At 67.6% G+C, this 23,928-nt stretch carries 29 protein-coding genes and 1 tRNA gene; 8 read left to right on the plus strand and 22 right to left on the minus strand.

Annotated elements, in window-relative coordinates:
* Positions 1–47: 47 nt before the first annotated feature.
* The 3 genes from ACIPJ2_RS15945 to ACIPJ2_RS15955 all read left to right on the plus strand — a co-directional run bounded on the left by ACIPJ2_RS15945 (position 48) and on the right by ACIPJ2_RS15955 (position 2,026).
* Entirely contained in the window at positions 48–1,190 is a 1,143-nt protein-coding gene (locus ACIPJ2_RS15945; RefSeq protein ID WP_281265066.1) for a DNA polymerase III subunit delta', read from the plus strand.
* Between the two features lie 80 nt (positions 1,191–1,270).
* Complete coding sequence (locus ACIPJ2_RS15950; RefSeq protein WP_402729620.1) at positions 1,271–1,906, plus strand: TetR/AcrR family transcriptional regulator; 636 nt, start codon at positions 1,271–1,273, stop codon at positions 1,904–1,906.
* A 44-nt stretch (positions 1,907–1,950) separates the two neighbouring features.
* Positions 1,951–2,026, plus strand: a tRNA-Thr gene (locus ACIPJ2_RS15955).
* A 96-nt stretch (positions 2,027–2,122) separates the two neighbouring features.
* Here the strand turns inward: ACIPJ2_RS15955 and ACIPJ2_RS15960 are convergent.
* The gene (locus ACIPJ2_RS15960) at positions 2,123–3,178 is read right to left on the minus strand and encodes a BLUF domain-containing protein (protein WP_402729621.1); all 1,056 of its coding nucleotides are present in this window, start codon (positions 3,176–3,178) and stop codon (positions 2,123–2,125) included.
* Positions 3,179–4,042: 864 nt separating this feature from the next.
* Between ACIPJ2_RS15960 and ACIPJ2_RS15965 the strand changes: the two genes are divergently transcribed.
* Positions 4,043–4,981: a helix-turn-helix domain-containing protein gene (locus ACIPJ2_RS15965; RefSeq protein ID WP_402729622.1), complete on the plus strand. Its 939-nt coding sequence runs from the start codon at positions 4,043–4,045 to the stop codon at positions 4,979–4,981.
* Between the two features lie 174 nt (positions 4,982–5,155).
* The gene (locus tag ACIPJ2_RS15970) at positions 5,156–5,596 is read left to right on the plus strand and encodes a helix-turn-helix domain-containing protein (protein WP_402729623.1); all 441 of its coding nucleotides are present in this window, start codon (positions 5,156–5,158) and stop codon (positions 5,594–5,596) included.
* A gap of 298 nt (positions 5,597–5,894) precedes the next feature.
* Here ACIPJ2_RS15970 and ACIPJ2_RS15975 read toward each other — a convergent pair whose 3' ends face one another.
* Positions 5,895–6,239, minus strand: a complete 345-nt coding sequence (locus ACIPJ2_RS15975) for a YciI family protein (RefSeq protein ID WP_402729624.1) — start codon at positions 6,237–6,239, stop codon at positions 5,895–5,897.
* 290 nt (positions 6,240–6,529) lie between these two features.
* On the opposite strand from ACIPJ2_RS15975, the gene ACIPJ2_RS15980 reads away from it, so the two are divergent.
* Genes ACIPJ2_RS15980 through ACIPJ2_RS15990 form a run of 3 tightly spaced genes read left to right on the plus strand, consistent with a single transcriptional unit; the run spans position 6,530 to position 7,316 of the window.
* Positions 6,530–6,928 carry a helix-turn-helix domain-containing protein gene (locus tag ACIPJ2_RS15980; RefSeq protein ID WP_402729625.1) on the plus strand — a complete coding sequence of 133 codons (399 nt, stop codon included), beginning with the start codon at positions 6,530–6,532 and terminating at the stop codon, positions 6,926–6,928.
* A 29-nt stretch (positions 6,929–6,957) separates the two neighbouring features.
* Complete coding sequence (locus tag ACIPJ2_RS15985) at positions 6,958–7,098, plus strand: hypothetical protein (RefSeq protein WP_402729626.1); 141 nt, start codon at positions 6,958–6,960, stop codon at positions 7,096–7,098.
* A 29-nt stretch (positions 7,099–7,127) separates the two neighbouring features.
* Positions 7,128–7,316, plus strand: a complete 189-nt coding sequence (locus tag ACIPJ2_RS15990; RefSeq protein ID WP_402729627.1) for a hypothetical protein — start codon at positions 7,128–7,130, stop codon at positions 7,314–7,316.
* Positions 7,317–7,375: 59 nt separating this feature from the next.
* Here ACIPJ2_RS15990 and ACIPJ2_RS15995 read toward each other — a convergent pair whose 3' ends face one another.
* The 20 genes from ACIPJ2_RS15995 to ACIPJ2_RS16090 all read right to left on the minus strand — a co-directional run bounded on the left by ACIPJ2_RS15995 (position 7,376) and on the right by ACIPJ2_RS16090 (position 23,901).
* Positions 7,376–8,083: a hypothetical protein gene (locus ACIPJ2_RS15995; RefSeq protein WP_402729628.1), complete on the minus strand. Its 708-nt coding sequence runs from the start codon at positions 8,081–8,083 to the stop codon at positions 7,376–7,378.
* On the minus strand, positions 8,080–8,415 hold the full coding sequence (locus tag ACIPJ2_RS16000; protein ID WP_402729629.1) for a hypothetical protein: 336 nt from the start codon (positions 8,413–8,415) through the stop codon (positions 8,080–8,082). The genes ACIPJ2_RS15995 and ACIPJ2_RS16000 overlap by 4 nt, the downstream gene beginning before the upstream one ends.
* Positions 8,416–8,445: 30 nt before the next feature.
* Complete coding sequence (locus ACIPJ2_RS16005) at positions 8,446–8,721, minus strand: hypothetical protein (RefSeq protein WP_402729630.1); 276 nt, start codon at positions 8,719–8,721, stop codon at positions 8,446–8,448.
* Positions 8,721–9,509 carry a hypothetical protein gene (locus ACIPJ2_RS16010; protein ID WP_402729631.1) on the minus strand — a complete coding sequence of 263 codons (789 nt, stop codon included), beginning with the start codon at positions 9,507–9,509 and terminating at the stop codon, positions 8,721–8,723. Before ACIPJ2_RS16010 ends, ACIPJ2_RS16005 begins: the two co-directional genes overlap by 1 nt.
* A complete protein-coding gene (locus tag ACIPJ2_RS16015) occupies positions 9,506–9,643 on the minus strand; it encodes a hypothetical protein (RefSeq protein ID WP_402729632.1) in 138 nt (45 codons plus the stop codon). The genes ACIPJ2_RS16010 and ACIPJ2_RS16015 overlap by 4 nt, the downstream gene beginning before the upstream one ends.
* 65 nt (positions 9,644–9,708) lie before the next feature.
* Entirely contained in the window at positions 9,709–9,897 is a 189-nt protein-coding gene (locus ACIPJ2_RS16020) for a hypothetical protein (RefSeq protein WP_402729633.1), read from the minus strand.
* A gap of 24 nt (positions 9,898–9,921) precedes the next feature.
* Positions 9,922–12,582: a hypothetical protein gene (locus tag ACIPJ2_RS16025; RefSeq protein ID WP_402729634.1), complete on the minus strand. Its 2,661-nt coding sequence runs from the start codon at positions 12,580–12,582 to the stop codon at positions 9,922–9,924.
* The gene (locus ACIPJ2_RS16030) at positions 12,579–14,045 is read right to left on the minus strand and encodes a hypothetical protein (protein WP_402729635.1); all 1,467 of its coding nucleotides are present in this window, start codon (positions 14,043–14,045) and stop codon (positions 12,579–12,581) included. The genes ACIPJ2_RS16025 and ACIPJ2_RS16030 overlap by 4 nt, the downstream gene beginning before the upstream one ends.
* 18 nt (positions 14,046–14,063) lie before the next feature.
* On the minus strand, positions 14,064–15,035 hold the full coding sequence (locus tag ACIPJ2_RS16035; protein ID WP_402729636.1) for a hypothetical protein: 972 nt from the start codon (positions 15,033–15,035) through the stop codon (positions 14,064–14,066).
* Between the two features lie 14 nt (positions 15,036–15,049).
* A complete protein-coding gene (locus ACIPJ2_RS16040; protein WP_402729637.1) occupies positions 15,050–15,910 on the minus strand; it encodes a hypothetical protein in 861 nt (286 codons plus the stop codon).
* The gene (locus ACIPJ2_RS16045; protein ID WP_402729638.1) at positions 15,910–19,008 is read right to left on the minus strand and encodes a phage tail tape measure protein; all 3,099 of its coding nucleotides are present in this window, start codon (positions 19,006–19,008) and stop codon (positions 15,910–15,912) included. Before ACIPJ2_RS16045 ends, ACIPJ2_RS16040 begins: the two co-directional genes overlap by 1 nt.
* A gap of 27 nt (positions 19,009–19,035) precedes the next feature.
* Positions 19,036–19,227: a hypothetical protein gene (locus ACIPJ2_RS16050; protein WP_402729639.1), complete on the minus strand. Its 192-nt coding sequence runs from the start codon at positions 19,225–19,227 to the stop codon at positions 19,036–19,038.
* A gap of 113 nt (positions 19,228–19,340) precedes the next feature.
* Positions 19,341–19,898, minus strand: a complete 558-nt coding sequence (locus ACIPJ2_RS16055) for a hypothetical protein (RefSeq protein ID WP_402729640.1) — start codon at positions 19,896–19,898, stop codon at positions 19,341–19,343.
* A gap of 92 nt (positions 19,899–19,990) precedes the next feature.
* Entirely contained in the window at positions 19,991–20,497 is a 507-nt protein-coding gene (locus tag ACIPJ2_RS16060; protein ID WP_402729641.1) for a hypothetical protein, read from the minus strand.
* 77 nt (positions 20,498–20,574) lie between these two features.
* The gene (locus ACIPJ2_RS16065; RefSeq protein ID WP_402729642.1) at positions 20,575–20,994 is read right to left on the minus strand and encodes a hypothetical protein; all 420 of its coding nucleotides are present in this window, start codon (positions 20,992–20,994) and stop codon (positions 20,575–20,577) included.
* Positions 20,991–21,449 carry a hypothetical protein gene (locus ACIPJ2_RS16070; RefSeq protein ID WP_402729643.1) on the minus strand — a complete coding sequence of 153 codons (459 nt, stop codon included), beginning with the start codon at positions 21,447–21,449 and terminating at the stop codon, positions 20,991–20,993. Before ACIPJ2_RS16070 ends, ACIPJ2_RS16065 begins: the two co-directional genes overlap by 4 nt.
* Positions 21,449–21,859 carry a DUF6093 family protein gene (locus tag ACIPJ2_RS16075; RefSeq protein WP_402729644.1) on the minus strand — a complete coding sequence of 137 codons (411 nt, stop codon included), beginning with the start codon at positions 21,857–21,859 and terminating at the stop codon, positions 21,449–21,451. Before ACIPJ2_RS16075 ends, ACIPJ2_RS16070 begins: the two co-directional genes overlap by 1 nt.
* A gap of 12 nt (positions 21,860–21,871) precedes the next feature.
* On the minus strand, positions 21,872–22,339 hold the full coding sequence (locus tag ACIPJ2_RS16080) for a head-tail connector protein (protein ID WP_402729645.1): 468 nt from the start codon (positions 22,337–22,339) through the stop codon (positions 21,872–21,874).
* Positions 22,339–23,229, minus strand: a complete 891-nt coding sequence (locus ACIPJ2_RS16085; RefSeq protein ID WP_402729646.1) for a P22 phage major capsid protein family protein — start codon at positions 23,227–23,229, stop codon at positions 22,339–22,341. Before ACIPJ2_RS16085 ends, ACIPJ2_RS16080 begins: the two co-directional genes overlap by 1 nt.
* 51 nt (positions 23,230–23,280) lie before the next feature.
* Positions 23,281–23,901 (minus strand): hypothetical protein, encoded by a 621-nt coding sequence (locus ACIPJ2_RS16090; RefSeq protein ID WP_402729647.1) that lies wholly within the window; start codon positions 23,899–23,901, stop codon positions 23,281–23,283.
* Positions 23,902–23,928 lie beyond the last annotated feature (27 nt).

Genomic DNA, 23,928 nt, shown 5'->3' on the forward strand with positions numbered 1-23,928 from the left:
CTCGTGGCTCGATCCGCGGCGTCGGTGGTCCCTGCGAGGATCTCGCTGTGAGCGTGTGGGACGGCCTGACCGGTCAGGAAGAAGCGGTCGCCGCCCTCCGCAGCGCCGCCGAGGCCCCGGACGGCACCGGTGGCATGACCCACTCGTGGCTGATCACCGGCCCGCCAGGGTCAGGACGGTCGAACGTCGCGACCGCGTTCGCCGCGGCCCTCGTCGGCTCCGGCCCGGACGACGACCACACCCTGCGGCAGATCACCGCCCACACGCACCCCGACGTCTCCGTGCTCACGACGCAGCGGGTCATCATCACCATCGACGAGATCCGCCAGCTCGTCACGTCCTCGTACTACTCGCCGTCGGTCGGCCGCTGGCGCGTGGTCATCATCGAGGATGCCGACCGGATGACGGAGCGCACGTCGAACCTGCTGCTCAAGGCGCTCGAGGAACCGCCGGAGCGCACGGTCTGGATCCTCTGCGCACCGAGCGAAGCCGACCTGCTGCCGACGATCCGCTCCCGCGTCCGGTCGGTCCGGCTGCGGGTCCCCGGCATCGAGTCCGTCGCGGACCTCATCGTCGCGCGCACCGGTGTCGACCGTTCGCTCGCCATGGACGCCGCCCGGCAGGCGCAGAGCCACATCGGCATGGCGCAGCGCCTGGCCACGAGCGAAGACGCCAGGGACCGCCGGCGACGGACCCTGCAGACCGTGCTCCGGATCCGCAGCGTCGGTGACGCCGTGACGGCCGCGGCGGAACTCCTCGCGGTCGCCGACGAAGACGCGAAGGCGATCACCCAGCAGCGGGACGCCGAAGAGCGGGACGCAGCACTCCGGTCGCTCGGGGTGGAGCCGGGCGGAACGGTGCCGCCGGCGCTCCGGTCGCAGCTCCGTGCGATGGAAGAAGACCAGAAGCGTCGTGCCACCCGGAGTCTCCGTGACGGCCTCGACCGGATCCTGGTCGACGTCTCCTCGCTGTACCGTGACCTGTTGCTCATCGGACTCGGTGCACCGGGGGAGCCGGTGAACCTCGCCATGCAGGACGACCTCGACCGGGTGAAGCAGTCAGTCCCACCGGCCGCCGCCCTCGAGATCCTCGACGCGATCGCGTTGGCGCGGCAGCGCATCGCCGCGAACGTGGCGGCACTGTTGGCACTCGAAGCGCTCCTCGTCACGGTGGTCCGGGCGCTGCGCTGACGCAGGCGCGAGCAGCCGACCCGGGCGTGGGGACCTGACCGAGGCGTGGGGACCTGACCCAGACGTGGGACAATCAGCCCATGCCCGATGCAGAACCAGGCCTGCGTGAACGGAAGCGACGCGCCACCCGACTCGCGATCCAGCAGGCTGCCCTCCGCATCGCGGTCGAGGACGGCCTCGCCGCGGTCACCGTGGACGAGGTCTCACGCCGCGCCGACATCTCGCCGCGGACGTTCTTCAACTACTTCCCGAGCAAGGAGCAGGCGATCCTCGGGGACGACCCGACGCTGCCGGAGGACGAGGTGCTCGACGCCTTCGTCGCCGGCGGTCCGGCCGGGGACCTGCTCGCGGACGTCGGTGCCCTGCTCGTGCACTCGACGCAGGAGCTCATCGAGGAGCGCGGTCTGATCGAGGAACGGCAGCAGGTGCTCCGCGCCTACCCGGAGCTCTTCAGCCAGCGCATGGCGTCGATGAAGGAGTTCCAGTCGACCCTCGAGTCCGTGATCGCACGGCGGCTCGCGAACGACGACCCGACCTTCGCCGAGGACGGGGCCTCGCTCCGTCGCCGCGCCCGGCTCGCCTCGCTGGTGTCACTCGCCACACTGCGGCACGCGTGGTGGGAGTGGTCGGAGTCCCCGGCCGAGTCCCACCTGGTGGACGATCTGCGGCGGTCCTTCGACGAGCTCGGGGCGCTCGTTTCGCGCTCGCTCGTCTGAACCTGTATAGTTGTGACCCGTGCCGCTCCGGGAACGGAGCGTCCGCCGCCTTAGCTCAGTCGGTAGAGCGATTCACTCGTAATGAATAGGTCGTCGGTTCGATTCCGACAGGCGGCTCCAGGAAAAGCCCCGGTCAGATGCCCTCAATGGGAATCTGGCCGGGGCTTCTTTTGTTTCTGGTGCACACGGCAGTGCACACAACGCCGAAGTTGGTTCTCAGGGAGCGTCGAGGTCGTAGACCGGTGAGATGTCCCAGTAGGCGGGTTGCTCGTATGACTCGGACCAGCCGCGCCGCATTCGGGTTGCGGCTCGGTCGAACTCGTCGACGACGTCTGTTCCTGGCACTAGGAGCGCGTGGATGCGGAGGCCGTCGAAGAGGGCCACGAGCTGTTTTGCACCGCGGTCCGGGTTCATAGTCGCTGGTTCTCGCCCGGTGGCGGCGTCTGCAGCAAGTGCGTCCCGCACGTTGCCGACGAAGTCGCTGTAGGCCTCTCGGTACCGTGTCGCGGCAGGCGCGTTCGGGTCAGCAGCAGAGGCGAGCGCGGACACGATCAGCCGGTCCAGTCCGGGCTCTTCCGCGTACGCGCCGATCAGAGCGTGCAGGTACGCAACCGCACCGCGTTCGGCCGCGAGCGGGAGAATCGGGGTCGCGACGGCGGTGATCCACTGTGTCAGGGCTGCTGCTGCGATGTCGACGGGGTGTGTGAAGAGGCCGCGCACCTCGGAGACTGGCATCCCCGCGTGGTACGCAACGTCTTCGTGGGTCAGTCGTTCCGGCCCGACTTCGCGCAGCACAGAGATTGCCCCGTTCACGGCCCGGTTGCGTGCTGAGCCATCAGAGACGCGGCTGGTCAGTGGCGCGAGTGGGTGGGTGCGGAACCACTCCAGGAGCGCCCTGGCCCGTGACGCACCGATCTCGTGTTCGGTCGGTCGGCCCTTCGCAAAGAGATCAACGAAGCCCGGGACGTCACGGATGAGCGGGTCCAGCGGTTGGAACGCCATCGACCAGGTGGGAAACGCCCGATCTTCGATTGGGTCGTCGCAGAGCAGCTGCACGTTCGTGTGTGACGGGTGCTGACGGACTTCTTCGAAGCGAGCCCGAACGGCGGCGTCATCGCCCTCGAGGATGCCGAGGCAGTTCTCGTCGCGATGCGCGAGAATTCCGGTGACCCCGGCGATCGTGTTCTTCTCTCGACCTACAACAAGGATCTGGGCAAGTTCAGCATCAGTGAGGGGATGTGTTTGCGTGCTGATGTAGACGATGGAACGCATGGATCGGCCTCCTGGGGCTTCAACGAGCATCTGGGCTCGCGAGTCGAGTCAACAGGGCAGGCTTTGTGCTGACAACCCCGCATTCTGAGGGCAGGTCCGCACCGCCATCGTTCTTGCGTTTTGTGGCCTGAAGTCGCGCCAGATGCAAGAGGCTCGTGTTCTTGTCTGGGAGGACCGGCGCAATCGACCTGTAACGTCGCTGCCTGCTACGCTGCGGTCCCTAGCCGCGGTGGCCCGGTTCCCTGTTCTCGGGCTGGCCTCGTCACGACCACCACGTGCGTCGAACCCGACGGCGTCGTAGCGCGAGGGCGTCTGCTGCCGGACCCGAACCAGTCAGCAGACGCCCTCGCATCTTCTTACTACCCACGACCGACATAGCCAGTCAGCGCACCTCGCGGCCGGCAATGGGGGCGTTTTACCCCCAGTCATCGGGTAGAACCGGTCCGCACTCCGCTGGTTGCGGTTACACATGAGCGTGTGGTGCTGGTAGTCGCACCCGACCGGCAGCGACCGCTGCGGTCGCGCCGGGACGTCCAGCACCACACCCCACCGTCGTGAGCCGCGCTCCAGCTCAGCGACGGCGGTGCGGGTCCAAGGGACGGTGCGAGCGGTGACGCATTCGGGTTGCGAAGCCGCTCGCCTGTCAGGTGCCCGGTGTCGAGGCGTTGCGGCCGTGCCCAGTCGGGGGCGTGCTTTGCCCATTTCTGTTCACTCCGCTGTGGCGGAGCCTCCGGGAGGAGCCTGGTGCGCTGCGGCTCGGTCGCTAGGAGGGTCACAGAGTCGTAGCGATGATTTATCCGCCGCCTACGTCGCTCGCGGGCGCGTGAGTTGCACCATCTGGCCTGCGCGGCGAAGGTGATGCTTATGGATGTGCTCGTGGAACGAACGAAATCCGTCGCTGAGACCTCCTCGACTGTTGTCGCGAGCAAGCTGGTCGCAGAGAACGATGTGACGTTTGGCCTGCAGGTCACGGCTGGTAACGAGCCGTTCTCGTTTGAGCGGACGGTCACAGGGACGTCGCTGCTGTCGCTGGAATCGACGGCGTGCCGCGGAAGCGTGCGCGGCGAACTCGCTTCAGATGGAAACATCATTGTGGCGTGGCTCAAAGCGGGTCGTGCCTCGGTAGACGGCGACCAGTTGAGAGTCGGGACCCCGAAGCTGTACCGGTCCGGCAGGCAGGACATCTCCTGGCAGAACTTCCAGAAGGACGTGCTGCGCATCGACCGCGCACTCGTCGAACATGTAGCAGCGGAACGCGGCGGCTGGACTCCGGGTCCGCTGGAGTTCAAACCGCATCACGTGCCGGAAGGAGCCCCGCTTGCGGCATGGTGGCTCATGGTCCGCGCCGTCGCGCCCGAAATCCTCAGCACGACGGGGCAGATTCCCGCGGCACGAGAGCGCGAACTTGCCAGTCTCGCGGCCGTCGGACTGCTGACCGCGATCCCACACTGGCCGGTCGGACAGAGGCAGGAGACCCCCGCGCGGACACGCCTGGCGAAGGCGGAGGCCTTCATGCTGGAGCACATCGCGGACCAGATCAGCGTCGAGGACGTCGCCGTCGCCGCGGGGCTGCGCTCGAGAGGGCTGCAGGGTGCTTTCCAGCGCGTGCACGGAATGACACCGCTCGCGTATCTGCGGGGGATCCGGCTGCTGCTCGCTCGCGAACGGCTCCGATCCGGCTACTCGGACTCCGTTGCCGCAGTTGCCCGTTCCGTCGGAATCGGGCACCTTGGTCGGTTCGCCGCGGCATATCAGGCGGAATTCGGCGAGCTCCCCAGCGAGACACTCAGGAGCGGATCTTGACGATGGTGTTGGTCGGGGTCGCCGCTGTCGCCTCGGCCGGAAATCCCGTTCACGGGAGGGGCGGCGACCCCCGGACATGCAGGGGCACGCCCGGGCGGGCGTCAGGTGATCGGAACCCTTTGCCCGCCGCGATCACTCTATGTTGCAGTGCGCACCTCGCGCTATCGTCAGCCCATGACGGTCGACACTGAGCTCGCCGACGTCGGAATCGACCTCAGTTCTCAGCGACCGCGCGTCGTACGTGCTCTCGTGTACATCGCCGAGCACTACCGCGAACCAATCACCGTTGACGACGTAGCAGCCGCGGCGGGTTGCAGTCAGCGAGTTCTACAGGACAGGTTCCGGGCTGACTTGAGTATGCGACCCCTCGAGGCGATCCAGCGGCTCCGGCTGCAGTGGGCGCGGCAGTACCTCCTGCAGCAGACCGCCGGGATCGTACACATCAAGGACGTCGCCGCCGCGTCTGGAATGCCGCACGCAGGCCGTTTCTCAGTCCGGTACCACGAGCGGTACGGGGAAACACCGACTGAGACGCTTCGATGGCGGCTGGATGAGCGGTGGGCAGCGCGGGCAAAGAAGAGTTCCCGGACGCCCTTCCCTTGGAACTCCGCGTGACCTATCCTCGCTGCAAGCCCGGTTAGAGCATGCTCCTGGGTCAGTGCCGCTCCAGGATGCGGTGCGCCGCGGTGGTGCCGGCGATCAGGCGGCATCACCGCGGCAATAGGCAGGACCCAGGCTCCTGTAGCTGGTTCCGGGGATCCGTGGCATGCTCGGTACCAGTCGGCTGGTTACCGACAAGAGCGCCGCCTGTCCCTGATCCAGGGTGCGCGCGTTCGGAGGGCGGGGACGTGTCATCCCGGAAGTTGATGCGTTCCTGCCCTTCCCCAACGTTCTCCGCGATGCGTAGCTGCCATCAGAGGATCGATCGGACCTCGATCCTCCGATTGCACGCTTTCGACGCGTCTGCCGCCAGGCTGAGCGCCACGTCGGAGTCAGAAACGTCCCAAATCCAGAGACCAGCGACGAACTCCTGGGTCTCGATGTGAGGACCGGCCGTTACGAGACCGGCGTCCCGCCGGTTATCAACAACAGTCGAGTGCTCTGGAGCCGCCAGACCACTGGCGAAGATCCAATGTCCGTCTGCACGAAGTCGGTCGTTGAAAGCGTCGATGGCGGTCATCTCGGCGTCGGAGGCGAGCCCGGAGGTCTGCCCATCCGTGATCGGTGAGCCGTCGAGGACGTTCGCGAGGTACTTCATCGTTCGCTCCCTTGTGAGGGCGAGGGGCCACGCTCGAGCCCTGAACATTCAAGAGCATGGCCCCTCTGTGAGTGCGGACGGGCATCCGCGCTCGGCCAGCGGGGTCCGGGCAAGTTGTCAGGAGCATAGGTTGCCATCAACGTGGGCACAAGGTCAGTGGGGGGGGCAAGCGCGCATGAGTGGCGGTGGACGGCCGGCCTGGTCTCATCTCGAGTCAGTCAAAGGGCCCGGTGACGACCCTGCAGCTCCCCGACTGTTCTGAGCCAAACCGGGCGGTCTAGGTTCGTTTTATGAACGCGGAAGACGAGCTCGCTGGCATCGGTATCGATCTGGGTGCACAACCCCCGAAGGTCGAAACGGCTCTACGCTTCATCGTCGACAACCTCTCCGCGCCCATCGACTCCGCGGATCTGGCGGAAGTGATCGGTTGCGGCAAGCGGGACGTGCAGAAGCTCTTTGCTCCTGCGCTCGGGGTGTCGCCCTTCGTAGTACTCAAGCAGCTGCGTCTGCAGCGAGCGCATCACTTGATGCGTCGGTCATGGCGGCACGTCGGGGTGAGGAACATCGCAGCGGCGGTCGGGATCCGGCATCCGGGTGAGTTCGCGATCCAGTACCGAGAGGTCTACGGAGAGTCACCTTCGGAGATGCTCGCGCGACGTCCGCGGGAGCCCCTGGACCACCCTTCCTGAACGATTGAGCCTTCAAAAGGAAGGACACCATGTCGATTCAACGCGTCAACGAGGAGCCGACTCCGTACGAGCGATCGGAAGCCCGTCTCTACTTCATCGGCGGCATGCTCGCTGCCGTGTGGCCCGTCGGCGGCATGGTCTACCTCTACGGCGTCGGCCGCTTCTGGTGAGCGTGTTCGATGGCGTTCCGACGTGGGCCGTGCGATTCGTCGCGGGCACCTGCCTCGCTAACGTCGCCTCCTGGTTCGCGCTCTTCGCGCACTGGTACCCAGCAGGCGGCACCGCATGGTGGATCGCACGGATCGTCTTCACCGCGAGCTCACTCATCGTCGTCTGCAGCATCGGCCTAGCCATCACCCACGTGATCGTCACCCGCGGACGACGCTGAACCAAACGACGAAAGACCCCCGCCAGGCTCCCGTGAGGGAACCCGGTGGGGGTCTCGTGTCACTCAGCCGGCGTTACTGGATCCGTCGGCGTCACCGGGGGCACGCAGGCTCCCGCGACATCCGCCGTCGTGCTGTCCGTGAAGGTGAACCGATACGCGGTACCGGCGTCAGTAGCAACGCACGTCACGGAAGCGACGCCGCGGCCGTCCTTCCCGTCAGTGCCGTCCTTGCCGGCCGGACCGGTCGCGCCGGTCGGGCCCTGCGGTCCGGTCGCACCTGTTGGGCCTGCCGCGCCAGTCTGACCCGGAATGCCCATGTCTCCTGTCGCACCGGACCTACCGTCGCTGCCGTTGAGGCCGTCAGCGCCGTCCTCGCCATCTTTCCCGTCGCGGCCGTCCTTCCCAGGTGCGCCAGGAATGCCCGTCGCTCCAGTAGCCCCTGTCGCGCCCGGAGTGCTACCGGACGTGGCCTTCGAGGGAACGTCCGACGGGTCCGTCGTAGACGGCCTCACGCCCTGCTGCTCGGACTCGTCGTACAGCTTCGAGTACTCGTCGAACAGCCGGTCGTACCGCTTCGACCCCTCCGTGCTCGCCGAGCCCAACTGGAAGTTCCGTGTCCGGAGCGCGTCGATCGTCGAGAACTGCGACGCGACGAGCGCCACAACAGCCGTGATCGCGGCGACAACCACCACCCACGTGACCACGGACTGCCACGCCGCCGTGAAAAGGCCGCGGACGAACCGCAGAGCCAGTCGTGAACGGGTCACGGCGCACCTCCTCGAGCGATCAAGACTCCAACGATCGCGGTGATGATCGGGCCCGCGATGGCGAGCGCGATCGACAGCGTCGCCGTCTTCCGCATCCGGTCCGATTCGGCACGCTGCGCCGCCTCGGCCTTGTCGCGCTCGGCGGACTTCGTGTGGAAGCCGTCGATCTCGTCACGCATGTCCTTCATCCGGGCGTCGAGCGCACGACGGTCGGCTTGGTAGGTGTCCTGGGTGACGACCTTCCCGCCGATCGCACGGATCTCCTCCCGCAGGGAGTCGAGGCCGCGCATGAGCTCCCATCCGGTGGGCTCAGGTCCCTGCGGTTCCGGCATCAGTTCCCCTCTCAGCGGGACGGTGTCCGGCTACTGCTTGTCCGTCGGTGTGGTGGCGTTGCGGGGTAGGAACGCGGCGAGGAACCCGCCGACGAACCCGACGACGACCGTCCCGGCCGCCGCGGCGACCTTCTGCGTGTCAATGTGCCCGTCCGCCCAGAACCCGGCGACAGAGATCCCGCCGATCGCGAGCGCCGCGCCAGCAACGCCGGCGGACCATGCCTTCTTCGCTCGAGCGCCAAGCTGCGCTGCGAACTTCGCCCACCAGGGCCGGGTGGTGTCCTCGTGCTTCCCGTCGGTAGTCATCAGCCGGCCACCTCGTCGCTTGGGGCGTCCTCGGCGTGCAGCGCGTCGACGATGACCTTCGACGTTGCGAGGTTCGCCTGGTCGCGGCGCTGACGGCAGTCGTCGATGAGGCCAGCGCACCGTGCGGACGAGAGCGTCGCGAACAGGTGCGTGTCGCCGGGGATCGCAGCCGAGTAGGTGCGAGCACGGGAGTCGGTGACCTGCATCACGGTGGTCTCGCCGATGATGTAGTTCGTCTTGGACTTGTCGGACTTGACGTAAATCATGTCTGTCTCCACGGTCGGGGTGGGTGGGATGGTTGGGACCACGACGACGACCGGCGTCGGCGCGGGTTGGGGCGCTCGAGCGGCCTGCCCGGCAGTGGTGTCGTACCCCATGAGGTCCTCGGTCCAGCCGAGGTACGGGCGGCCGATCTGCGCGGCGCGTGCGGAGATCGACATGATCCCGGTGTTCCCCGTTGGGGAGTCCGTGAACACTGCGAAGCCACCCCCGATGGAGAGGCCGATGTCGCCGCACGGGTAGTTCACGTCGCCACGCCACCGTGGAGAGCCGACTGGGCCGTAGAGGACCGGAACGCCAGCGGGCGGGTAGTAGTCGCCGGGGTGCTTGTGCTGGGCGAAGGTCCACACCTTGATCGCCCAGTTGTACTGGCCGGCACCGGGGCCGGTCGAGGACCAGGCGGGGCCACCGAACCACTTGTAGACGTTCGCGAGGCAGGCACCGGCTCCGTCGGCTTTGCCGACCTGGCCGCGGGCGCGCTGGATGGCTGCTGCGGAGTCGAGGATCACAGTGCGCCCATCCCGTCGGTCTGGTCGCCGGTCCCGTTCTCAACGGGAGCGGAGGTGGTGTCGAGCTCGTCGGCGGCGGTGTACACGTAGGCGTCGTCCGGGAACGTCACCACGGGAGTGTTCGTGTCGCCCATCAGGGCCTCCTTCATGACGAACGCCGCCCCAGTCGGGACGGCGTGATGGTGATGCGCGGACGGGGTCAGTCGGAGAGCGCCTGCAGCTGTGCGACGCGGGCTTCAGCAGCGGCGGCCCGCGCGGAGTACTGGTCCGCCCATGCTCGGCAGGCTGTCGCTTCAGCCTGGGCATCGTCGATCTGTTGCTGCACGATGCTCGCGATCGTCGGTGGGGACGGTGGGAGCGCCTCGACGAGATCTGCGATGTCGGTCATGCGGTTCCTCTCTTATGTCGTAGATCACTGACCGGCGGGGAACGGGGGGAAGCCCGCCATGTCGATGTTTCCTGTGCCGCCAGGCGAGTTCCCGGCACCGACCAGCACGACGTTGCCTGCGCTGCCGACGCGGACGAGCCACTGGCCGGCGGTGGTGCTTGTGCCGCCGCGGTTCAGGTACGCGCCGATCGACGCGAGCGGCCGGAACTGCGCGGCGAGCGCCGAGATTGCCGTCTGGCTGGCTGCGGTCGGGGTGATCAGACCACCGAAGTAGACGACGCCGTTGAGGCGACGGACTCGAAACGGGTCGTTGGAATCGTTCGTTCCCGCGTTCAGGGTGGGGAACACCCAGCCGGTGTCGTCGAGGAAACGGGCCCCAGTCGCGCGGTTCTGTAGCACGTCCGCGTAGACGTAGACCTTGCCGTCGGTGCGGTTGTACTGGATGACGTCGACGACCTGCGTCTGATCTGCGGCGGCCGCCTCGGTCGTCGGCACGGTGAACGAGTTAGCGACGAGACGACGTCCCCCGGCCGATCCCCCAACCGTCTGGTTCATCGGCGTTCTCGAGTATGAGTCTCGCACCTGACCGGACGTCATGAGATCGCCGTTGACGTAGGTGTCGCCCATGTTCACGTCCGACACGAATGACTGGTTGAACGCGATCCCGGGGACGGTGAAAGTGGTGCGCCCGACCATGAAGAACGAGGACGCAGTGTCGGAGGTTCCAGCGATCGTAAGGCGACCGTTCGCCGCCTGCACGTACCCGCGCATCGTGTCGGAGCCATCGTAGAACGTCACCGACTGCGAAGCCACACGGAGCCAGGGCTGCGTGCTGGTGGACTTCGTCGTGGTGAACGTTCCACCACTGATTGTGATGCCGGTCAAGATGACGCCGGTCAAGGATCCGACGTCGATCATGCCGGCGGTGATCTTTTTCGCCTGCACGACGTTCGCGAACAGGAAGTCGATGACCGCCTGCGACATGGTCGCGCCGGACGTGACGAACAGGTTCGACACGTTCGCGGTCTGGAAATTCGCCGTCGACGCCGCGATCTTCTGCGCCACGAGATCTGCGATCGCCGCGGACCCTGCGGTGAGCTTCGCGACGTCGAGGTTCGCGATGACCTCGGACCGGATCTGCTGCGGCGTCCACACCGGGGCCGCGAGCGTTCCCGACTGCAGCCACTGACCTGCGACGTTCTTCGCCGAATCCCAGAGGAACCAGATCGTCCCCGTCGGCGCGGTCCCAGACGGTCCGGCGCTCGAGGAGAACAGGATCTGCGGTCGTCCGTCAGCGGTCGCCTGAGCCGCAGCTGCCGCGTTCGCCGCGGCGGTCGCCGTCTGCTGGGCCGCGACAGCGTTCGCGGCAGCGTCCTTCGCGGTCTGGTCGGTGACCTGCACCCAATCGGACGCGGACGAGTCGTAGACCCACGGCGTGTTGTCCGTCGTGCGAATCCAGAGATTCCCGACGGCAGCGTTCGCGCCGGTCGGCTTGGACACCTGCGGGATGACCTTGCCCTTGCCGTTCGCGATCCCCGCGGCCGCGAGCGCCTGCGTGTTCGCATCAGACGCCGCCTGCTGAGCGACCCCGGCGGCAGCCTTCGCCTGATCCGCCGTGTCCTTCGCCGCCTGCGCCGCAGCCGCGGCAGTCGCCGCGGCCGACGCCGCGTCGATGACTTGCCGGTCCGTGACGGGCGACCAGGACCCACCGACGGCGGTCAGCTTCCGGTGCAGGGACCACACCGTCGGCTGCGTGTCGAGGGTGGTCTGCAGCGTGACGACCAGCTGATCGGCCGTCGGAGTGACGGTCCCGGAGAACGTGAACGACTGCACGTCACCGGTGGCGCTGTCGCCCATGTCGGTGAACACCTGCGACGCGATCGTGCTTCCGTCGCGGCCGTCGCGGAGGAGCGCGACGGTCTGCTTCTGCACGCCGTTCTGGTCCATCGACACGGACAGGTTCACCGTCGCCGCGACCGGCTTCCCCGGCGTGACTGTGGCAGTCATGCCAGGGACGACGATCTCGGCGATCGGGTCGGCCGAGTCGATCAGCTTCAGCAGCGTGGCCGGGTCCGCCGGCGAGGAGTTTGCGTAGACGGTGTACGTGTTCGGGGTGTTCTTCGGGTTCCCATTCGCGTCCAGGCTGGTGTTGATCCACAGGTTCGCCGGGTTCGCCCTCGACCCGGTCGGGGCGGAGACCTGCACGATCGTCTCGCCCTTGGCCGCTGCGAGGCCAGCCGCCGCCAGCGCAGCATCGGATGCTGCCTGCGCCTCCGTCCGTGCGCTGCCCGCCGCTGTGATCGCCGCGTCGACGTCGTCGGAGAGACCGTCGATGCGCTGCCCGAACGCGTCGGTGATGTCCTGCTGCGACTCCTCGAGCTCGCCGCGGGCGACGTCGAGGTTCGTGTCCGCAAGCTCGAGCCGAGTGTCGAGTTCGGCCATGCTCGCAGCGATCAGGTCGCCGAGCTGTGATACCCCGTCGTTCGCTGCGGCGACGTTGTCCTGCAGGTCGAACACGGCGTCGACGGAGAGCGCGGCGTCAGCGACGATCTCATCGACCGGGACCGCGTCCTCGTCCGTGTCGCCGACGGTGGAGGTCGACAGCTGCTGAGTGGCCTCAAGCGCCTTGAGTCGGCATTCGAAGTCGGCCCAGAGGGCGGGGACGCGGGGGTCGAGGTCGGTCATTCCGGCACTCCTGTCCCGTAGGTGAACGAGTCGGTCAGTTCGAGGTCGCAGTCGGTGGTGCCGTCGGCGTTCTCGGTGAGCTCGACGATGCGGTGCCACAGGCCGAAGCGTCCGTAGCGGGGGACGGTGCCTTGCACGAAGATGTCGTCGCCGCGGTTGTAGGACCCGCGTGGTGAGTTCGGGTGGTCGGTGACGGTGATCTTCGAGACAGACAGGGTTGCCTTCCGGGCGGCGAGCTCAGCACGCAGACGTGTGTCCATGTCTGTGGCGCTCTTGACGTCCTTCGACGTGAACGCGGCGACCTGACGCAGCTTCCCGTCGCGGACGGTGATTGTCCTGCGGATCGCTCCTACGCCTTCACCCGCGCCGACTCCGTAGACGGAGTTCGCGGCGTCGTCACTGGTCTCGGGCTCGAGGTCGGTGATGATGTTGACGCCCTGCACGAATGATGGGTCTCCGTCACGGGAGAGCCGCCGGCCGACACGGGGGTAGGCGACGACGAGCTCGGTCTGTGGGAGGTCGTTGCTGTCCCAGGTGGAGCGCTCGTACCAGTCGAACGGGGTGTTGTCGGCGAGGTCGTTGAGCTTGTTGCCGCAGTCGGGTGCTTCCCACGGCAGGAGCGCGTAGGCCCCGCCGTCGTTCTTCGCGGCCTTCGATGCGGCGACCTTGGCCGTGTATGCCTTGTCCTTGTCGGCCTTCTTGCCGGCGACGATCGCAGCTTGCGCGTTGACTGCGGCGACCCGCTGATTGATGACGTTCTGCTGCGCGGCCTTGGCGTTCGTGACCTGGTTGACGGCGGTCTGCGCTGCGGTGATTCGCGCCTGATCCTTCGCCTTTTTCGCGGCCGACAGTTCCGCGTTGGCTGATTCGGATTGCTGGACGATGGCGGAGTAGTCCGACCGTGCGGCGGAGACCGCGTCGCGGAGGGGTTTGAGCTTGGCGTTCTCCGCGTTGTAGCTGTTCACCGCGGCGGTGTACGCGGCGAGTGTGTCCGCCTTGTTCTGCGTCGAGAACGTCCCGACGCGTACGGTGGTCGCGCCGGTGACGGTCAGGCCGATGTCGGAGTCTGGGAACGACTGCACGTGTGCGACGAGGAGGCGGACGATGTCGGCCGGGTCGACCTTTGCCCCGTAGTAGGCGTCACCTTCGTAGGGCTTACCGAACAGGTACCGCGTCATCGACTTCACGACGACCTCCGCGGACTGGTCCGGGTAGGTGATCTTGTCGACGATGCCGCGGAACCGGATGGTTCCCTCATCGTCGAGCGTGACGATGGTGCCCTGTTCCCAGAACACCGGGTACCCATCTGCGGCGGTCTGCTGCGCTGCTGCTGGTCCGAGCGTGAGCGTCAGGGAACCAACGGCGGACAGTGGTGTGCTGACCGGGCCGCGGCTGATGTTCGGGAAGTCGTAGGAGAGCACCTGCTTCGTCGTGGCCCGCTGGATGATGAAGCGCTCGGTCATGCGGGGTGCCCTCCGGGGTCAGCTGATGCGTTCGTAGAACGTGACCCGGAACAGCAGCTGCGAGGACGCGTCGTACTTGAGGTTCGCCTGAGCGGCGGCGCTCTTGCGCATCACGACCGTGGGGCGCAGTGTCTGCCCGCGGAGCGCGGTGACGTCACCCTCGGCGAGGCCCAGGAGGGGCATGCGGGTTGATGTGACGACGGCGTCCGCGTTGTAGGCAATGGTGTTGCCGGCGATCACGTTGCCGCCGGAGGCGTTCTGGAGCTGCACGTTGTAGAAGCCGGTCGAGTTGCCCAGCGCGGAGAGTCCCGCGATCGACAGTTCGACGCGGACGTACGTCGCCCAGTCCGGTACCTCGACGGTCGGCTGGAACGGTGGGAATACCGTGCCCGCCGTGGCCGACAGTGTCGCCGTGGAGACGCCGAGGTCCGAGATAGGGATCGTCGTCTCTCGAGCACGCGTGAGCTTCCGGAGGTCAGTGATCATCGCCGACGTGATCACGGCGTTGTTCGCCGGCTGGTCGATGCGAGCGAGCGCGTACCCGGAGGTGCCCTTGTACGCGTCGAGGTCTTGCAGCCGGCGCGTGCCGGCAGGTACGCCTGCGATGATGTCGAACCGGTCGTAGGGGCCCTTCCCGAGGTCGGCTGGCGTCTGGGCGTTCGAGTCGATGTTGGGGTTGTCGACCAGGCACACCACCAGGTCCGCGCGCCCGCCGGTCGAACCGGTCCCGGCGATCTTCACCGAATCCGGGTCGGCGGTTGGGTTCCGCACGGTGTACGCCTGCTGCGGACTTACCCGGTTCAGGATCGACGCGGACCCCGCGAGGACCTTCACGCCAGGGCCGGCCTGATCGAGCGGGACGACCTTCAGATCGCCTGGTGCGGTGACGCCCTCGCTGCCGCCGCAGGCGAGGTACGCAAGCTGCCGGGCGACGTCGCCGCCGTGCTCAGCCTGTCCGCCGATGAACCAGGGAACGCCGTCGAGCGCCATGTGAGTGCCTTTCGTCAGGGGGCGAGAGTCGCCGAGCGCCACTCGAGCGTCGCGGTCGGGTTGCCCGTCGAAGACGAGCCGGTGAGGACGAGCGACCCTGCGCCAGGCGGGAGGATGCCGTCGGTGAGGAGGTCCGAGTTGCGGGTGAGGGACGCGATTTGGGAGCCGTTCCGCAGCACCGACATGCGCCCGGGCCTGGTGTCGATCGTGAGGGTCTCGTCGTAGGCGAGTGAGGTCTGCGCCGCGTAGCGGACGACGCCCGCGATCTCAATGCCAGGGTTGAGGATCGCGCCGCGAATCGTCGCGACGAACGGTGTCGGCTCCGTGCCGCCTACGGTGAACGTGTTTGCGCGGGTGGTGTAGCCGCGAGCGACGAGCGGCTCCTTCAACGGTTCGACGAGGCCACCGCCCTGCGATATCGCGAACGGCACGGTCAGCTGGTCCGGTGCGCCGTACCAGAGTTTGTCGACCTGCCGGAATGTCGTCTCGACGGTCATCATCCCCGCTTCGGGGAACACGTCCGAGGGTGCGATCTTCCGGGGCCGGCCAAACGCGGACCGACCACGATCGGAGACGAGCTCCGCGACAGCACCCGGCGTCGTCCGGATCGCCGCAGCGTTCCAGTACGACGCGAGCCGGTCGAACCGGTCCCACATCTCCGCCTCGGTTCGGCCGAGGATCCCGAACGTCACACCGATCGTGCGTCCGCCGTGGAAGTCCTGCCCAACCTGCGACCCGTCCGCTCGAGCGTTGTCGTAGTCCGCGTCGGTGATGTCGTAGTCGGCGAGGTCCGGCGCTACCCGAAGGTAGACGCCGGACTCGTCGTCGAACGTGACGTCAACGCCGGGGTAGCGAAGTGCCCAGGGTCCTGGCATCAGCGGCCACCGTTCCTCTTGCTCTCGTAGCGGTCGAATGCCCAGCGGGCTTCTTCCATGTCACGGCGGGTGCTCCCAGACGACACGAACGACGGCGCGAACACCGACGACGAGCCGTTGCCGCCGCTGCTCCCGCTCGCGGCCGGCGACTGCGCGTAGACCACCTGGGGCGGGGTCGGCACGTACGTCGGCTCCCCGTAGGTGCCGCCGTCCGCGAATGCCTGCAGGCGGCGGCCCGTCTCCTCCCAGATCGCGAGAGAACGGGACCGCTTTGACGGGGCGAGTGGGATGTACGCCTCACCACCGGTCTCGGGTTCCGCCCACACTCGCCATGCCCCACCTGGGGCGATCTCGGCGACGTGGTTCTCGCTGCCTCGGATCGCACCGTCGGCGTAGTAGTCGACGACGCCGCCGTCCGCCTTCATCACGCCGAGCCCGTTGCCCGGTGTTCCGTCGCCGGTCCGGAGGTTGTTGTAGACGTAGTTCGCGGTGATCGTGACGGACTTCGACTGGATGCCGTCGAGTTGACCCTTCAGGGCACGAAGGTTCGCCTCTGCGGCGGCGATCTGCGCCCGCAGCTCCGTCTCCTTCGCGGCCGGCACGTTGCCGATCTGGTTCTTCAGGTTCTGCAGGTTCTGAGTCGCCTGCGCGATCTCAGCCTTCAGCTGCGTCTCCTTGGCGTTGGGGACGCCGTAGATCGAGCCGGTGTACGTGGCAACGTCACCGAGCGGCTGCCCGGTCGCGTTGTTCTGGAACACGGTGGCCCACTGCGTCGGCGTGCCGATGATCTCGTTCGCGTAGTCCTCGGCGGCCTGACCGGTGATGCCGTACTGCTCGAGCGCCTTCACCAGCTCGTCGCGCCCTCGCTGCATCGCCGCGGTGGCCTGATCCTGAGACCCGGTCTGCGTGAAGAGTTTGCTCGCGACGTCCTGCGCCGAGGACGCGATCCCGTCGAGGACCTCCTGGTTCTTCCGCCCCTCCTCAGTGGCGATGTCCAGGCTGGTGCCGGCGTCCTTGTAGGCGTCCTTGTTTGACTTGATCGCCTCGCCGACGCTGTCAAGCGCGGCCTCGAATTGCCGCTGCGCCTGTCGAGCATCGAGCGTGGGTGAAGTCAGTCCCGCCAGTGCCTTCGCGACCTGGTCGACCGCCTGCGCGGCGTCCTCCGCGGAGTCCGCGACACCATCCATCCCGGTGGCAGCGCCATCGGACGCACCCTTGCTCTCCTGAGACGCAGCGATCGCAGCCTGCATCTTCGGCGTGTAGTCACCGGTAGCGAGCGCCAGCAGCGTCTGCTTGTCGGCGGTGAGGCCGAGCTGCGTCGCCTGCGTTGTGAGCTCGTTCTTGTAGCCGCTCATCAGGTTCAGCAGCTTCGTTTGCTGGCCCGCGGAGAGGTTCTGGGAGTCGGCTAGCTGCGCGAACTGCTTCTGCGCTCGCGGGAGGTCGCTGTTCGCGACGGACGCGAGGGCGTCGCCGTACTTCTTAATGGAGGTGACGGCTCCCTGCTGGCGGAAGGTCAGGTTCAGGAAGTCGTCGACCCCGTTGCCGGTGGCCTTCTTGAGGAGCCCGGGGAGGTCCTTGAGTTCGTCCTTGTAGCTGCCGAGGAAGGTCTTCGAGGTGCTGCCCTGCTGGGCGGCAGCGGCGAAGTTCTTCAGGGCATCTTCCGAGGTCGACAGGCGGTTGATCAGTTCGTCCTGGGTGATGCGGCCTTCGTTCATCACCATGTTGAAGCTGACCACCGCGGCGGTGGCGGCCAGCATCGCGATGCCCCACGGCCCGCCGAGGAAGCTGACGATGCCACCGAGACGTCCGCGGACCGATGCACCCGTGACCCCGAGGGTCTCGAGAGCGACCTTCGTCGCGGCGATCTTCGGAACGATGCCGAGGAACGCCGCTCCGCCAAGGCCGACTGCGGCGACTACGGCGAGCACACCGAGGGAGGTCGCTTGCAGCGCCGGCGGTGCGTTGTTGAACGAGGTGACCAGGTCGTCCGTCGTCTGCACAAGTGCGCGGAGGGGCGTGTCGGCCGAGGACCCGGTTCGGATCAGGGCGCCCTCGAAGGCGGACTGCAGCTTCTTGAGGTCGCCAACGAGGTTGTCGTTCTTGATGCGCGCCTGCTCGACGGCGTAGCCAGCATCGTTGTTCTGGTCAATGTACTTCTGGATGCCGTCGCCGGCCTCCTTGTAGAGCACGGTGGCCGCGCGGACGGCGTCCGAGCCGAAGATCTGCGCGAGCGCCTGCTGCCGTTGGGCGTCCGTCAGCCCGCCGAGGCGCTCGCGGAGGTGCTCCGCAAGGTCGGCGGCACCGAGGAACTGACCGTTCGAATCCTTGACGTTGATGCCGAGGGACTTCATCAGGTCCGCCGACTGCTTGGACGGGTTCGCCAGCGCCTGCAGCGCCGACTTCAGCGACGTTCCGGCGTCCGACCCGAGCAGACCGGCGTCGGCGAAGGCGGACAGGACGCCGGTGGTCTCCTCGAGCGAGAACCCGAAGTTCGATGCCACCAGACCGGACTGGTTGAGTGCGTCACCGAGCTGCTCGACACCACCGAGGGCCTTACCGGCCCCGGCCGCGAGGAGGTCCGCGATGTGCGGAACGTCCTTGCCTTCAAGGTTGAACTGCTTCATCGCGACGGACGCGATCTGGGTGGCCTTGCCGAGCTCGACGTTGTCCGATGCGGCCAGTGCGAGAACGCCGGTGAGGCCGCCGCCGAGGATGTCGCGGGTTGCGAGGCCGGCCTTGCCGAGCTCGATCTGCGCTTCGGTGACTTGGCTGGCGGTGTACCCGAAGGCAACGCCGGCGCTGAGTGCCTGCTCGCGGTACTTCCCCATGTCGATCGCGCCGGCCCCGGTGGCTGCCTGCACCTTCGAGAGCTGTGCGCTGAACTCGGCGGACTTCGCCACGGCGAGGCCGAGTGACGCGGCCGCGACGGTGCCGATGACGCCGACACCGGTTGCGAGGGTGCTGAGGGCTTCGCGCTTCTGGGCGAGTTTCTCGTTCTCCGTGCCGAGCTCGCGGGTCGCGCGGGCGGCAGACTGCATCCCGGAGATGTAGCCGTTGACTTCTGCGACGAGGGAGGTCTTGACAGTACGGTTCGCCACGGCGACGCTCCCTTGTTCAGTTGTCGGTTACTCGTCCAGGACCTTCGTGACGGTCCAGTGGATGGCGGCCTTCTGTCCGTCGGTGAGTCGTTCGCCCCACTGCGCGAAGTAGGCGTCTCGCGCCTCGTTGATCGCGAGCTGCGCGTTGTCGGTGACGCCGTTGGGGGAGGCTTCGTAGTGCCAGCCGCCGTCGGTCTTGCGACTGCCGCGCGGATCCATCGCTTCCGACAGGGGCTGACCGTGGGGCCCGCGGTCGGCCTGCGCTCGGAGGTGCTGGATGACGAGGGTGAGCTGTTCCTCGTCCCACTCCGCTTCGAGTTCGGTTGTCTCGCCTAGGAGCCGGCCTTCTTCGTCGTACCGGTACGTCGTCGTGCGGCGCGGTTCCCAGCCCCAGAGACGGCGGGGCGCGAGTCCGAGGCGGACGGCGACGTCGAGCTCTTGCTCGAGTCGCCCCGAGCTTTTTTTGCTGCCTCGAGCGCGAGCTGCGGGCGGCGCTCGTTCAGCCCCCAGACCGCGTCGGTGATGCGCTGAGCGTCGTGGCCGGATATCTGCGCGAAGACGTCTTCCCACTCGTCGACACGAGCGGCGATGGCCTCGTCGTCCATGTCTTCGGTAAATGGGTCGACGCGCAGCGGCACCTCTTCGCCGTCGACGAGGAGCCTGCCGGTCTGGGGTGCGACGTGACGGACCGCGGAGCGGAGGTTGTAGCCGTAGACGCGGTCGAGCGCGACGTCCATGCGGAGCGGAGACCGGTCCACGGCTTCCGCCCACTCCATGCCACCAGCCGGCCTGAAGCGGAGCGTGTGAGCGCTGCCGTTGATGAGGACGTCAACGTCCTCGTGGGATGCCGTCTTGGTCTTGCCTGCCGCGAGGTCTTCGGAGAAGCCCATGAGTCTGTGTCCACCGTTCTCCACCGTGCGAGTGAGGGGCCTGGCCGGGACGACGGTGGAAGCGTCCCGGCCAGGGGTCTGGCGCGCTCGAGCTAGGCGACGAGCTTCTGCGCGTAGGCGGTGGGCTGCGTGATGAACATGCCCTGCGTGGTCGTGTCGACCTGGTTCTCCGCGGGCGGATCCTGCCGAGGAACACCGGCCTGCACGCTGATGACGTCGACGAGCTGGTCCTTCGTCCACGCGACGTCGTTGGGGATGTACTTCCGGCGCACGAACCACCCCTCGGCGTCCTTCGTGAGCACTGCGTCCGCGGAGCCCTGGTCCTGGGAGTCGACGTACTGGACCTCGAGCTTCTCGGAGGTCTTGCCGCCGCGGGAGAGGTCCTGCGGGGCGGTGTAGCGCTTGTCGACGGCCTCGGCCTGGGTGACGTCGTGCTTGAACCCGGTGGGGGTGAACGAGTACGTCACGTCGATGGCGGTGGCGAGGACGGCGATCGAGAGCGGGTTGACGGTGCTGCCGTCGGTCGGCTTCGGGACCCAGGCGATCTTGTGGCGACCATCGGAGGCCGAGGACGCCGGGTACGGCGAGGTGGGGGGCATGATGCTCCTTCGTGTGGTGGTGCCCTCGGCTGAGGGCGTTCGCCCGCGGCGCGGGTGGCATGAGGAAAGCCCCCGCGTCAGGCGGAGGCTTCGGAGGTGAGGTCCCAGGTGGAGGGGATCCAGTACAGCGGCGGGGTGAGGTCGCGGTCGTACTGCATCTCGTCGCCGCCGTCGGAGACGAGGCGGCGGCAGGTGCGGCCGGGAATCGTCGGGGTCCAGCCGAGTAGCTGCTCGGTGATGGCGTCGTCGAGGTCACCGACGTCGTCGGCGAGCTGCGAGACGGCGTGCAGGGTGAGCCGGTACCGCTCTTCGGACTGCGGGCCCGTGAACCGGGCGACGTCGCGCCGCGGGGTACCGACCCAAAGGGTCACGTAGCGGGTGCGCGGCTTCCCCGTGGCGGGGTCGGTCACGGCGACACCCTGGAAGACGCGGCCGGTGAGGGCGGGGTGCTCGCGTAGTCGAGCGAGGACCGCATCGACGTGCTGCTTCCGGGTCACAGGATCGTGTTCCTTCCTGCGATGACGGAGCGGACGATGCCGCCGAATGTGAGGGCCTGCTCGGCCTTCTCGAGCGCCAGGATGATCAGCTCGTCGTACTGCTCGGTGTGCGCGTCGAGGGCCTGGTCGCCGTAATGGCGGGGCGCGAAGTTCGGGGCTCCGTACTCCACGATCGCGCCGAACGCGCCCTGCTTGCGGCCCTTGTCGGGGCCGATCTCACAGGTCAGTACGGTCGCGCCGAAGCCCTGGAAGCCGGTGAAGTCGTAGCCGATCGACCCGGGGTACGCGCCGAGTCCGCGCATCCCGGACGCTGCGGCGCGCCAGTCGTCGCGGATGTCGATCGCCGTGGTCTGCATCGCGTCTCGGACGTAGGGGCCTGCGGAGGATGCGACCTCGCCGAGCGCTTGCGCGAGTTCGTGGAGTTCGTGGAAGTCGACGGTGAAGCCGTCGGCCATCAGGTCACCAGCCTCACGGGCAGTCGACGTGCGGTGGCGTCGGTGTCGAAGTGGAGGCCAGCGATCATCATGGTGTGCGCGAAGAGGGCCGGGTCGAGGTCGTCGTCCGGGTCGTTGGACGGGATGAACGTGACGGTGTCACCGCGGCGGATGTCCCCAGACGTGGCGACGGGGAGAGACAGGATGGATGCCTGTCCGACGAGCAGCTGGTCTGCTGCTTCGATGTCGCTGGTGACCGTGGAGACGGTGCGGAGTCGGCAGGGTCCCTCGTACACCGTGATCGTGGGTGCGTGGACCTCACCGTCGGTGCCGACGGCTGGCTGCCCGGAGGCCCGCTGCACGCGGCAGGAGGAGCGCATGCGGTCCTCGGCCATCTTGCGGCCGCGCTTGGTCATCCTCGTGGTGCGCACAGCGGGCTCCGTTCAGTACCAGGGGAAGAGGACACCGTCCGTGGGTGTCGGCACCCAACCGGCGGTGGAAGGCCTGTCAGGCATGCGGGTGGTGCTGACAGTGCCGAGTCCGCCGAAGGTGCTCGAGGTGCGGTAGCTGGTGAGCATCCGCTTCTCGGAGGCGGTGAGGTACGCGCCGGACTCGTCGACCTTCCAGCCCTCCGTGGCGTCGTCGACGCCGCCGGTGGTCTGTGCCTCGCGGTTGTCGTAGACCCGTCCGGCGCAGTACAGCGTGACGAGCTGCACGTCGTCGGGGATCGGGTCGACGAGCGTGCCGTCGGGGTTGAGGAACGTCCGCCCTGTCTCATTCCGAACCAGGGCGGACGCGAGCCTCAGACACAGCACGGCGCGCTTGGCGTCGGCCGAGTCACCCGCGATCACCTCGTTGAGCCAGTCGCCGAGGTCGGATACCCCGGCGAGCGTGGTCGCCGGGGCACCCACTAGGACGCCAGGGTCAGCGAGACAGCCCGGTTGGCGTCGAGCGTCTTGGCACCGTAGAAGGTGTCGACGACCGACTGGTCCTCGAGCTGCAGCGGGTTGTAGTGCTGGATCCAGCGCAGCGAGTAGCCGTCCTGGGCGACGGTCGCGGACTTCGCCGCGCCCTCCGGCTGCCGCGAGGGGCGCGTCACGTGGGCGAACCCGTCCTTGTGGTAGCCGATGCCGAAGTCGTCCGGCAGGGTCGGGTCGGCGATGATGTCGAACCCGAACAGGCGGCCGATGGTCGCGTTGCGGAGGGTGTCGCCGCTGCCGGACTCGTTGACCTTCTGCAGGAGTTCGTCCTGCAGGGCTGCAGCCTCCATGCCGGGGCCGACCGCGAAGGTGCGGCCGGCGGCCGGGATCTTCCGGTCGTTGAGGACCTGGCGGGCCTTGATCAGCGCGGTGCGGAAGTTCGACCCGTCCGCAGCGACCTGGGGAATGGACGCGTCGGTGGCGATGGCGACCATCTCCGCGACCAGAGGTGCGGCGAGCTCGTCGACGACGGACTCGGCCTGCGGGATCAGCACCTGGGTGGTGAGGTCCTTGAGGGTGAAGGTCGCGAAGTCGTCCGGCAGGCGGACGGCGTTGTAGACCTGGTTCTCGAGGGTGACCGGGAACCACTTCTGGTCGAGGTCGTTGAACTGGATCGCGTCGCGCGCGGTCCGGTTCGCCTTGGTGTAGACCTTCGCCTTGCCGGCGGTGACCGGGCCGAGGACGTTGACGGTCTGCCCGACGCCAGCGACGAACTCCTGGGAGAAGTCCTGCCGGACGGTGCGCGGGAGCAGCGTCAGGTAGCGCAGGGATGCCAGCGTGGCGCGGGCGGCCTGCTGCGGGGTGTAGAGGGTGTTGGCCACGATGGCCCCTTTCTGGTGGTGTTGGTCACGCCGCCCGGGTCGGGAGCGTGGTTACCGGCGGAAGACGTCCTCGGCGAACTTGTCGAGGTCCGCGGTGGGGTCGCCGGCGTCGTTGCTGTTGCCGCTGCCGGGGCGGAGCTGCTCGCGGGGCTGGCCCGACGGCGGTCGGCCGCCGTCCTTGCCGAACATCTCGAGCAGTTCCTCGGCGTCCTGCAGGAGCTCCTCCTCGGTGGTGCCGGAGAGGCGCTTCATCAGGGACTCGGGCAGGCCGTGCTTGACGGCGACGCGGAGCTTGAGGTTCTCGGCCTCCAGGGCCGTGACCTTCTCGCCGCTGTCCTTATTCGCCTCGGCTGCCTGCTCCGCCTTCGTCGCTCGGTCGCGGAGGTTCTTGTTCTCCGAGTTGAGCTTGCGGATCTTGCCGAGCGCCTTGTCGGAGTCGAACTTCTCGCCCTTGTCGTCGCTGTCGGCGTCATTGTCGGCGTCCTCCTGGGACGTCCCCTTGTCGGCCTCGTCGACGTCGGTGTCCGTGCCCTGGTCGGCGGCGTCGCCCGGCTTCGCGCCGTCGTCGCCGTCGATGAGCCGGATGCCGCGAAGCTCGAAGGGCGACAGCCCGATGCGGGCGGTGCGGTCGATCGTGCAGGGGGCGTACGTCGTTCCGGTGGTGCTCTTCATGTGCCCTCCTGGGGCGGTCGGGCTGCC

The organism is Curtobacterium sp. NPDC090217, assembly GCF_044746705.1.
Classification (GTDB): Bacteria; Actinomycetota; Actinomycetes; order Actinomycetales; family Microbacteriaceae; genus Curtobacterium.

Coding starts and splice junctions, on each gene's coding strand:
- ACIPJ2_RS16030 (WP_402729635.1), bottom strand. CDS start 14,045: ATGACCGAGCGCTTCATCATCCAGCGGGCCACGACGAAGCAGGTGCTC.
- ACIPJ2_RS15975 (WP_402729624.1), bottom strand. CDS start 6,239: ATGAAGTACCTCGCGAACGTCCTCGACGGCTCACCGATCACGGATGGG.
- ACIPJ2_RS16040 (WP_402729637.1), bottom strand. CDS start 15,910: ATGCCAGGACCCTGGGCACTTCGCTACCCCGGCGTTGACGTCACGTTC.
- ACIPJ2_RS16060 (WP_402729641.1), bottom strand. CDS start 20,497: ATGCCCCCCACCTCGCCGTACCCGGCGTCCTCGGCCTCCGATGGTCGC.
- ACIPJ2_RS15950 (WP_402729620.1), top strand. CDS start 1,271: ATGCCCGATGCAGAACCAGGCCTGCGTGAACGGAAGCGACGCGCCACC.
- ACIPJ2_RS15985 (WP_402729626.1), top strand. CDS start 6,958: ATGTCGATTCAACGCGTCAACGAGGAGCCGACTCCGTACGAGCGATCG.
- ACIPJ2_RS16015 (WP_402729632.1), bottom strand. CDS start 9,643: ATGGGCGACACGAACACTCCCGTGGTGACGTTCCCGGACGACGCCTAC.
- ACIPJ2_RS15970 (WP_402729623.1), top strand. CDS start 5,156: ATGACGGTCGACACTGAGCTCGCCGACGTCGGAATCGACCTCAGTTCT.
- ACIPJ2_RS16035 (WP_402729636.1), bottom strand. CDS start 15,035: ATGGCGCTCGACGGCGTTCCCTGGTTCATCGGCGGACAGGCTGAGCAC.
- ACIPJ2_RS16050 (WP_402729639.1), bottom strand. CDS start 19,227: ATGGATCCGCGCGGCAGTCGCAAGACCGACGGCGGCTGGCACTACGAA.
- ACIPJ2_RS16000 (WP_402729629.1), bottom strand. CDS start 8,415: ATGCCGGAACCGCAGGGACCTGAGCCCACCGGATGGGAGCTCATGCGC.
- ACIPJ2_RS16090 (WP_402729647.1), bottom strand. CDS start 23,901: ATGAAGAGCACCACCGGAACGACGTACGCCCCCTGCACGATCGACCGC.
- ACIPJ2_RS16070 (WP_402729643.1), bottom strand. CDS start 21,449: ATGGCCGACGGCTTCACCGTCGACTTCCACGAACTCCACGAACTCGCG.
- ACIPJ2_RS15965 (WP_402729622.1), top strand. CDS start 4,043: ATGGATGTGCTCGTGGAACGAACGAAATCCGTCGCTGAGACCTCCTCG.
- ACIPJ2_RS16020 (WP_402729633.1), bottom strand. CDS start 9,897: ATGACCGACATCGCAGATCTCGTCGAGGCGCTCCCACCGTCCCCACCG.
- ACIPJ2_RS16025 (WP_402729634.1), bottom strand. CDS start 12,582: ATGACCGACCTCGACCCCCGCGTCCCCGCCCTCTGGGCCGACTTCGAA.
- ACIPJ2_RS15960 (WP_402729621.1), bottom strand. CDS start 3,178: ATGCGTTCCATCGTCTACATCAGCACGCAAACACATCCCCTCACTGAT.
- ACIPJ2_RS15980 (WP_402729625.1), top strand. CDS start 6,530: ATGAACGCGGAAGACGAGCTCGCTGGCATCGGTATCGATCTGGGTGCA.
- ACIPJ2_RS16055 (WP_402729640.1), bottom strand. CDS start 19,898: ATGGGCTTCTCCGAAGACCTCGCGGCAGGCAAGACCAAGACGGCATCC.
- ACIPJ2_RS16005 (WP_402729630.1), bottom strand. CDS start 8,721: ATGACTACCGACGGGAAGCACGAGGACACCACCCGGCCCTGGTGGGCG.